This is a genomic window from Pseudoroseomonas cervicalis ATCC 49957, assembly GCF_000164635.1.
GTDB classification, from domain to species: Bacteria; Pseudomonadota; Alphaproteobacteria; order Acetobacterales; family Acetobacteraceae; genus Pseudoroseomonas; species Pseudoroseomonas cervicalis.
Genome location: NZ_GG770777.1, coordinates 1184699 through 1193824 on the forward strand (window position 1 = coordinate 1184699; position 9126 = coordinate 1193824).

General features: G+C 71.7%; 9 protein-coding genes. 8 read left to right on the forward strand and 1 reads right to left on the reverse strand.

What is annotated here, in order from left to right; all coding sequences use genetic code 11:
- Window positions 1-158: 158 nt before the first annotated feature.
- From HMPREF0731_RS05140 to phnE (HMPREF0731_RS05175), 8 genes are all read left to right on the forward strand, one after another.
- Entirely contained in the window at window positions 159-1082 is a 924-nt protein-coding gene (locus tag HMPREF0731_RS05140; RefSeq protein ID WP_007002978.1) for a LysR family transcriptional regulator, read from the forward strand.
- A 65-nt stretch (window positions 1083-1147) separates the two neighbouring features.
- The gene (locus HMPREF0731_RS05145) at window positions 1148-2053 is read left to right on the forward strand and encodes an EamA family transporter (protein WP_007002979.1); all 906 of its coding nucleotides are present in this window, start codon (window positions 1148-1150) and stop codon (window positions 2051-2053) included.
- Between the two features lie 90 nt (window positions 2054-2143).
- A complete protein-coding gene (locus HMPREF0731_RS05150) occupies window positions 2144-3829 on the forward strand; it encodes a methyl-accepting chemotaxis protein (RefSeq protein WP_007002980.1) in 1686 nt (561 codons plus the stop codon).
- Between the two features lie 186 nt (window positions 3830-4015).
- Complete coding sequence (gene phnC / locus HMPREF0731_RS05155) at window positions 4016-4855, forward strand: phosphonate ABC transporter ATP-binding protein (RefSeq protein ID WP_007002982.1); 840 nt, start codon at window positions 4016-4018, stop codon at window positions 4853-4855.
- Window positions 4856-4905: 50 nt separating this feature from the next.
- Window positions 4906-5880, forward strand: a complete 975-nt coding sequence (phnD, locus tag HMPREF0731_RS05160) for a phosphate/phosphite/phosphonate ABC transporter substrate-binding protein (RefSeq protein WP_007002983.1) — start codon at window positions 4906-4908, stop codon at window positions 5878-5880.
- Window positions 5881-6063: 183 nt separating this feature from the next.
- Window positions 6064-7026 (forward strand): phosphate/phosphite/phosphonate ABC transporter substrate-binding protein, encoded by a 963-nt coding sequence (phnD, locus tag HMPREF0731_RS05165; RefSeq protein ID WP_007002984.1) that lies wholly within the window; start codon window positions 6064-6066, stop codon window positions 7024-7026.
- 3 nt (window positions 7027-7029) lie between these two features.
- A complete protein-coding gene (phnE, locus tag HMPREF0731_RS05170) occupies window positions 7030-7926 on the forward strand; it encodes a phosphonate ABC transporter, permease protein PhnE (RefSeq protein ID WP_007002985.1) in 897 nt (298 codons plus the stop codon).
- Between the two features lies 1 nt (window position 7927).
- The gene (gene phnE, locus HMPREF0731_RS05175; protein WP_040611930.1) at window positions 7928-8782 is read left to right on the forward strand and encodes a phosphonate ABC transporter, permease protein PhnE; all 855 of its coding nucleotides are present in this window, start codon (window positions 7928-7930) and stop codon (window positions 8780-8782) included.
- 136 nt (window positions 8783-8918) lie between these two features.
- On the opposite strand, the gene HMPREF0731_RS05180 is transcribed toward phnE (HMPREF0731_RS05175), so the two are convergent.
- The coding region (locus tag HMPREF0731_RS05180) for a GcrA family cell cycle regulator (protein WP_007002987.1) at window positions 8919-9126 on the reverse strand (208 nt) is incomplete at its 5' end.

Genomic DNA, 9126 nt, shown 5'->3' on the forward strand with positions numbered 1-9126 from the left:
CTGCAAAGCCCCGCCCCGGTCACGGCTGCGCCAGAGGCGGACCGGCGCCCCGGTCACAGCGGCGCGCGGCCAGGCCCCACGCCCTTGTTTCGGCGGGGTCGCGCCCAAGCTAGGGACGGCCGGCGCCGGGCCGGTTCCCCTCAGGCCGCCCCCGCCGCATGAACCAGACCATCACCCACCTGCCCGATCTCAACCTGCTGCGCCTGTTCGTCGCGCTGGCCGAGGAGCGCCACGTCACCCGCGCCGGGGAGCGGCTGTTCCTCTCCCAGCCCGCCGCCTCGGGCGGGCTGAAGCGGCTGCGCGCCCAGTTCGGCGACCCGCTGCTGGTGCGCCAGGCCGGCGAGCTGCGGCTGACCCCGCGCGCCGAGGCGCTGTACGCCGCCATCGCGCCGCGGCTGCGCCAGCTCGACGCCGAGATCGCCGCCGCCACCCCCTTCGACCCGGCGCAGGACGCGCGCAGCTTCGTGCTCGGCGCCACCGACGCGGTGGCCTTCGCGCTGCTGCCGCCGCTGCTGGCGCGGCTGCGCCGGCAGGCGCCGCTCTGCGGCGTCTCGGTGCGCACCGGCGACCACCGCACCCTGCCCGCCATGCTGGCCCAGGGCGAGATCGGCACGGCGCTGGGCTTCCTGGGCCAGGATTTGCCGGCCAATGCGCGGATGCGGGTGCTGGGCCATTCCGACTGGATGCTGCTGCGCGACCCGGCGACGCCGCCGGTGACCTCGCTGGAGGAATACTGCGCCCGGCCGCACGCGCTGATCTCGCCGCGCGGCGATCTGGGCGGGCTGGTGGACGCGCTGCTGCGCCAGCAGGGGCTGTCGCGCCGGGTGGTGGTGGGGGTCAGCTCCTTCGCCCTGCTCTCCGCCGTGCTGCCGGGCACCGACCTGGTGGCGACGGTGCCGGATTTCGTGGCCGAGCGGCTGAGCCTGCGCGGGCTGGCGGCGCAGGCGACGCCGATCTCCCCCGCCGCCCTGCCGCACGCCATGGCCTGGACCGAGGGGCAGGACCGCGACCCGGCCGAGCGCTGGTTCCGCGGCCTGCTGGGCGAGATCTTCACCGAGGTGTTCGGCCGCGCCCAGCGCTGACCCCCCCCCGCGCGGCGGGCGGCGTCCTGGCCTAGAGTGGCGGCCGGGACTCGCTGGACGCAAGCATGCCGCTCTGGATCGCCGCCACCCTCACCGCCGCCCTGTTGCAGAGCTGGCGCACCGCCTTGCAGCAGAAGCTGCGCGGCCAGCTCTCGGTGAACGCCGCCGGGGTGGTGCGCTATCTCTATGGCGTGCCGGTGGGTGCCGCGCTGCTCGGCCTCTACGCGCTGGCCACCGCCGCCAGCCTGCCCGCGCCCAGCTGGAGCTTCCTGCTGTTCTGCGCCGCCGGCGGGCTGATGCAGATCCTCGGCACCAACCTGCTGATCATGGCCTTCGGCGCGCGCGGCTTCGCCGTCGGCACCGCCTACGCCAAGACCGAGGCGGTGCAGGGCGCGCTGCTGGCGCTGCTGCTGCTGGGCGAGCGGATCTCGGCCCTGGCCTGGCTCGGCACCGCGATCGGGGTGGGCGGCGTGCTGCTGCTCTCGCTGACCGGCAAGGCGGGGGGGGTGCGCGGCCTGCTGCGGCAGACGGCGCAGCCGGCGGCGCTCTACGGGCTCGGCGCCGGCTTCTGCTTCGCGCTGACCTCGATCCTGATCAAGGCGGCGAATTTCGAGCTGGCGCATCCCGACCCGGTGCTGCGCGCGCTGCTCACCCTGGTCGCCACCAACATCCTGCAGACGCTGATGCAGGGCGGCTGGCTGGCCTGGCGCGAGCCGGAGCAGCTGCCGCTGGTGATCCGCAGCTGGCGGGTCAGCGCCCCCGTGGGCGCGCTGTCGGCCTGCGGCTCGGCCTGCTGGTTCACCGGCTTCGCCCTCGCCCCCGTGGCGCTGGTGCGCGCCGTGGGCCAGACCGAGATCCTGTTCACCCTGGCCTTCAGCCGCTTCTACCTGCGCGAGACGCTGCGGCGGCAGGAGCTGGCCGGCGCGGTGATCGTGGTGCTGGGCGTGGTGCTGGTGCTGCTCGGCCGCTGAGGCGCGGCGCCTCTTATCCGGCCGGTAACCCCGGCGCTGCTAGACCGGCGGTTGCGCCGGAGCGGCGCGCAGAGGGGAGTTTCCGGCGGAATGGGCGCGCTGAGCAATCTCGGGATCCGCACCAAGCTAGGGCTGGCGATGGGCAGCCTGGTGCTGATGGTGATGCTGATGGGCGGGGTCGGCTACAGGGAGCTGCGCGCCATCAACGCCGACACCCTCTCCATCGGCGGTGACTGGCTGCCGAGCGTCGATGAGCTGGGCGACCTGCGCGCCGCGGCGACGCGGACGCGGCTGGTGGCCTTCCAGGTGGTGGCGGCGGAGGACGAGGCGACGCGGCGCGACGCCCTCTCCCGCCTGGCGCAACGGACCCAGACCGTGGCCCAGGTGCAGCGCTCCTATGAGCGGCTGATCTCCTCGGCCGAGGAGCGGCGCGCCTATGATGAGTTCAGCCAGCGCTGGAACGCCTATCTGGCGATGCAGGAGCGGGTGATGGCGATGGCGGGGCAGGACCGCTCCGCCGCGCTGCGCGAGTTCAGCGCCCCCGCCGCCGCCCTGTTCAACGAGGCCTGGGAGGCGCTGGAGCGCGGCAAGCGGGCCAACCGCGAGGGCGCGCAGCGCAGCATGGCCCGCGCCGCCGCCACCTTCGAGGAAGCGCTGTGGCTGACCCTCGGCCTGGCGGCCCTGACGCTGCTGGTGGCGCTCGGCGCCACGCTGTGGCTGAGCCTCGATCTCGGCCGGCCGATCAGCCAGATCACCGAACGGATGCGCCGGCTGGCGGCGCGCGAGATGGCCAGCCCGATCCCCGGCGCCGGCCGGGGCGACGAGATCGGCGCCATGGCCGCCGCCGTGGTGGTGTTCCGCGACAGCATGGCCGAGGCCGAGCGCCTGGGCGCGGAGCAGGCGGCGGAGCAGGAGCGCCGGCTGCAGCGCGGCCGCCAGCTCGACAAGCTGGTGCATGATTTCGAGCATGCGGCGAGCGACCTGTCGAACACCCTCTCCTCCGCCGCCACCGAGCTGGAGGCCACCGCGCGCTCGATGAGCGACGCCGCCGGCCAGGCCGACCGCCAGGCCAATGCGGTGGCCAACGCGGCCGAGGAGACCAGCGGCGGCGTGCAGACCGTCGCCGCCGCGGTGGAGGAACTGACCGCCTCGATCGCCGAGATCAACCGGCAGGTGGCGCAATCCTCCACCATCACCGCGCGCGCCACCTCGGAGATGCAGCGCACCGACGCCACCGTGCGCACCCTGGCCGAGGGCGCCAAGCGCATCGGCGACGTGATCGGGCTGATCAGCAACATCGCCGGGCAGACCAACCTGCTGGCGCTGAACGCCACCATCGAGGCCGCCCGGGCGGGCGAGGCCGGCAAGGGCTTCGCCGTCGTCGCCTCCGAGGTGAAGAACCTCGCCAGCCAGACCGCCAAGGCCACCGAGGAGATCAGCGCCCAGATCGCCCAGATCCAGAGCGCGACGGAGGAGGCGGTGGGCGCCATCCAGGGCATCGGCGGCACCATCGGCGAGATCAGCGCGATCGCCGGCAGCATCGCCACCGCCGTCGAGGAACAGGGCCAGGCGACGCAGGAGATCGCCCGCTCGGTGCAGAAGACCGCCATGTCCACCCGCGAGGTGACGCAGAACATCACCGGGGTCAGCCAGGCGGCCAGCATCACCGGCCAGTCGGCGCAGGACGTGCTGAGCGCCGCCGGGCAGGTGGCACAGCAGGCCGGGCAGCTCGGCGTCGAGGTCGGCGGCTTCATCAAGGCGGTGCGCGCCGCCTGAGCCCGCCATCCTGCGGCGGCGCCGGATGACCGGGCCGGGTGGTGCGCCAGGCGCAACCGCCCGGCCCGCGCCGCGTTGGCGATGCGGGTGGCGCGACGCTGCCGGAGGCGACACGCGCTTGTCACGGTCCGGTCATTCGCATGTCATGGCGGGCCGCTATAGCCCCCGCCATGCGAAGGATGGCCGATGCTCCAGCTTGACAACATCTCGCGCCGCTTCGGCGCGACGACGGCTGTGGACCGCGTCAGCCTCACCGTGCCCGCGGGCCAGATGGTGGGGGTGATCGGGCGGTCGGGGGCCGGCAAATCCACCCTGCTGCGCATGATCAACCGGCTGACCGAGCCCTCCGAGGGCCGCATCCTGTGCGACGGCGCCGATGTCACCGCGCTGCGCGGCCAGGGGCTGCGCGACTGGCGCACGCGCTGCGGCATGATCTTCCAGCAATTCAACCTGGTGCAGCGCATGGATGTGCTGACCAACGTGCTGGTCGGGCGGCTGAACCACCACCAGGGCTTCACCGGCACGCTGGCCACGCTGTTCAAGCGTTTCACCGCCGAGGAGCGGGCCATGGCGCTGATGGCCCTGGACCGTTTCGACCTGGCCGCCCAGGCGCTGCAGCGGGCCGACACCCTCTCCGGCGGCCAGCAGCAGCGCGTCGCCATCGCCCGCGCGCTGATGCAGCAGCCGCGAATCATCCTGGCCGATGAGCCGATCGCCAGCCTGGATCCGCGCAACGCCCGCACCGTGATGGATGCGCTGCGCGACGTGAACCGGCGCGACGGCATCACCGTGCTGTGCAACCTGCACCACCTCGACACCGCCCGCGAGTATTGCGACCGCATCATCGCCATGCAGGGCGGCCGCATGATGTTCGACGGCCCGCCCGCCGCGCTGACCGGCGCCAGGCTGCGCGAGATCTACGGCGTGTCCGAGGCCGAGTTCGATGAATGCAGCGCCGTGGAGCCCGCCGCCGAGGCGGCGCCGGCGGCGCCCGGACCCAGCCAGGCGGCCGCCCTGTCCGCCTGAGCCCTTCCGCCGGACCGCCCACCAGGCCGGCCGGCCCCAAGGAGAGACCGATGATCACGCGTCGCATGCTGGCCGGCCTGATGGCCGGTTCCGCCCTGCTGCCTGCTGCCCTGCGCGCGCAGGGTGCCGCCGAGAAGGTCGAGATGCCCGCCACCGGCGCGCGCCCCTGGGCGCAGCAGGTGCCGCAGATCCGCATCGGCCTGCTGGGCGGCGAGAACGAGGCCGACCGCCTCGGCCGCTACGATGGCTACCGCAAGCTGATCGAGGACACCTTCAAGGTGCCGGTCCGCCTCTTCCCCGCCGCCGACTATGCCGGCGTGATGCAGGCCTTCAGCGCCAAGCAGATCGAGATCTCCTCGATGGGCGCGGCCGGCTATGCCGGCGCCTGGCTGGACACCAATGGCGGCGTCGAGCCGCTGGTGGTGGCGCGCGAGGCGGATGGCGGCATCTCCTACATCTCGGTGATGATCGTGCGGAAGGATTCGGGCATCACCAGCCTGGAGCAGATGCGCGGCAAGTCGCTGGCCTGGGCCGACCCGAACTCCACCTCCGGCTATCTGGTGCCGCGTTCCGAGCTGCGCGGCGCCGGCCTCGACATCAACAGCTATTTCTCGCGCACCGGCTTCGCCGGCGGGCATGAGCAGGCGGTCGTGGCGGTGCAGCAGAAGCAGTACGACGCCGCCGTGACCTGGGCCTCGGGCCAGGGCGACGAGGCGCAGGGCTTCACCCGCGGCAATCTGCGCGCGATGGTGGAGAAGGGCATGCTCAACATGGGCGACATGCGCATCATCTGGAAGTCGCGCCCGATCCTGAACGGCCCGCTGGTGGTGCGGAAGGACGTGCCGGACGCGTTCAAGCAGGACATCACCCAGTTCCACCTGGCGCTGGCGACCGCCCACCCGCAGATCTACGCGCAGGTCGAGCGCGGCGGCGGCCTGGGCTATGCCAAGGTCACGCATGAGCAGTTCGAGCCGATCGTGCAGCTGCGCCGCGAAGAGGCGGCCGAGCGCCGCCGCCGCTCGTAATTCTTTCGGTTTGGCGTCCCGCTTCAGGCCCGAGGCGGGACGCCAGCTGAAAAAAAGTTTTTGGTTCTTTTTTCAAAAAGAACCCTTCCTTCCTGCTTCGTCAGGGCAGCCATACGGACGGACCCCCTGTTGCTCTCCCCGGCGATGCCAAAAGATGGGCGTTTTCCGAGCCTGGGGCGTCCCATGAAGCTGACCCGCCGCCATTTCGCAGCTCTTTCCCTGTCCGCCCTGCCGGGGCTGGCTATGGCCCAGGCTGCGCATCCCTTCCCCGCCCCTGGCCGCCGCCCCTGGGCAGAGGCGGTGCCGCGCCTGGGCATCGCGCTGATGGGCGGCGAGAACGAGGCCGACCGGCTGGCCCGCTTCGACGGCTACCGCGCCTTGCTGGAAAAGACCTTCGAAATCCCGGTGCGGGTCTATCCCGCCGGCGACTATGCCGGGGTGATGCAGGCCTTCGCGGCGAAGCAGGTGGAGATCGCCTCGCTCGGCTCGGCCGCCTATGCCGGCGCCTGGATCGACACGCGCGGCGGGGTGGAACCGCTGGTGGTGCCGGTGCAGGAGGATGGCTCGACCGGCTATCTGGCGGTGATGGTGGCGCGGGCCGATTCCGGCATCGCCGACCTCGCGGCCATGCGCGGCAGGTCGCTGGCCTGGGCCGACCCCAACTCCACCTCCGGCTACCTGATGCCGCGCGCCTCGCTGCGCCGCCAGGGCGTCGATCCGGAGCGCTATTTCAGCCGCACCGGCTTCGCCGGCGGGCATGAGCAGGCGGTGATCGCCGTGCTGCAGAAGCAGTACGATGCCTGCTGCACCTGGGCCTCCGGCCAGGGGGACGAGGCGCAGGGCTTCACCCGCGGCAATCTGCGCGCGATGGTGGAGAAGGGCATGCTGAGCATGTCCGACCTGCGCATCGTCTGGCGCTCCGAGCCCATCGTCACCGGGCCGATCACAGTGCGCACCGACCTGCCGGATTCGCTGAAGCAGGATCTGCTGGCCTTCTTCCTGGCGCTCCCCGCCGCCTATCCCGAGATCTACCGCCAGATCAGCCGCGGCGAGGGCGCCGGCTATGTCCGCGCCCGCCATGCGGACTACCAGATCTTCATCGACCTCAGACGAGAGGAGGCGGCGGCCCGGCGCCGCCGCGAATAGCGCATGGACGCCATCGCCGCCCATCTCCCGGTGGTGCAGCGCGGGGAGGCCGCCTACCAGGCGCTCCGCCGCCAGCGCCGCCGGGTGACGCTGGGAAGCCTCGCCCTGCTGGCCGCAGCCCTGTTTCTGGCCGGCTGGGTCAGCGAGTTCTACCCCGCCACCCTGGCCGCCGGCCTGCCGCGCATCGGCGAGTATTTCGCCAAGATCCTGCCGAGCCTGGAGGCGCGGCACCTGCTGGCGGATTGGGAGACGGAGGGCAGCCTGGCCTTCTGGTTCTACCGGCTCGACAAATGGGCGCTGCTGCTGCTGCAGACGGCGCAGATGGCGGCGCTGGCGACGCTGGCCGGCGCCGCGGTCGCGCTGCTGCTGGCCTTCCCGGCGGCGCGCAACCTGGCCCCCACCCGCTTCCTGCACCATCTGACGCGGCGCGGGCTGGAAGCCACCCGCACCGTGCCGGAGATCGTCTACGCGCTGATCTTCGTCTGGGCCTTCGGCGTCGGCCCGCTGGCCGGCATCCTGGCCATCGCCATCCACACCGCCGGCGCGCTGGGCAAGCTCTTCGCCGAGGTGATGGAGAATGCCGAGATGCAGCCCTGGGACGGGGTGCGCGCCTCGGGCGGCAACTGGGCGCAGGCCTGCCGCTACGCCATCCTGCCGCAGGTGGCGCCGAACCTGCTGAGCTACGCCCTGCTGCGCTTCGAGATCAATGTGCGCGGCGCCAGCGTCATCGGCTTCGTCGGCGCCGGCGGCATCGGGCAGGAACTCTACCAGGTGATCGCCTTCAACTACTACGAGGAGATCAGCGCCATCGTCGTGCTGATCATCGCCGCCGTCATGCTGATCGACCTGGTGTCGGAAAAGCTGCGGCACCGCCTGATCCATGCCGAGGGAGCGCGCTGAGATGAGCCGCCCGACCACCGCCGAGATCGCCGCCTGGCAGGCGCGCCAGCCCCGTGCCTTCGGCCTGCCGCCGCGCGAGCGCGCCCTGCTCTGGCTGGGCGGCGCCGCCTTCCTGGCCTGGCTGGCCTACAGCTTCTGGCTGTTCGAGATCACGCCCGCGCGGCTGTGGAACGGCTTCTCCGGCCTGATGACCATCCTGCGCCTGATGGTGCCGCCGAGCCCCGGCGAGCTGTGGATGGAGATCCTGAAGGGCATGGCGGAAAGCGTCGCCATGGCCTTCCTCGGCACCTTCCTGGCGGCGCTGGTGGCGGTGCCGCTGGGCTTCCTCGGCGCGCGCAACATCGTCACCGTGACGCTGCTGCGCTTCTCCGTCCGCCGCTTCTTCGACGGCATCCGCGGCGTGGACCAGCTGATCTGGGCGCTGGCCTATGTGCGCGCCGTGGGCCTCGGCCCGCTGGCCGGCGTGCTGGCCATCTTCACCAGCGATCTCGCCGTGCTCGCCAAGCTCTATGCCGAGGCGATCGAGAATGCCGAGAAGAAGCAGAGCGAGGGTGTGCTGGCCTCCGGCGGCAGCCGGTTGCAGGCGGTGCGCTACGGCGTGCTGCCGCAGGTGCTGCCGGTGATGCTGGCCCAGGCGCTGTATTTCTTCGAGAGCAACACCCGCTCCGCCGCCATCCTGGGCGTGGTCGGGGCAGGCGGCATCGGGCTGCAGATCGCCGAGCGCATCAAGGTGCGCCACTGGGACGAGGTGGCCTTCATCATCATCCTGATGATCGCGACCGTCGCCGCCATCGACCTGCTCTCGGGCGCGATCCGCCGGCGGCTGATCGGGCGCAGGGAAGCGGCGGTGAAGTAAGGAAAAAGGGTTCTTTTTGAAAAAAGAACCAAAAATTTTCTGTCAGTTGGCGTCCCGCATCGGACCTTAGGCGGGACGCCAAACTGAAAAAGTCTTTTTGCTTCTTTTTCTTCAGAAAAAGAAGATTTCTTCCTGATTAAGCCGCGTCGTCGCGGCGGTCGCGCGCCTTCACATAGGCGATCGCGGCATGCTCGGGGCAGTAGGGCTTCGAGGGGATCGCCTCGGCGGTGCAGAAGCGGAACTCCGGCGTGCCGGGCTCGCCGATCGGCCAGCAGCAGGACCGGCCGCCGGAACGCTGGAAGGGGCGCACCACGGCGCCCGGCGCCGGGGTGGCGCGGCGCGGC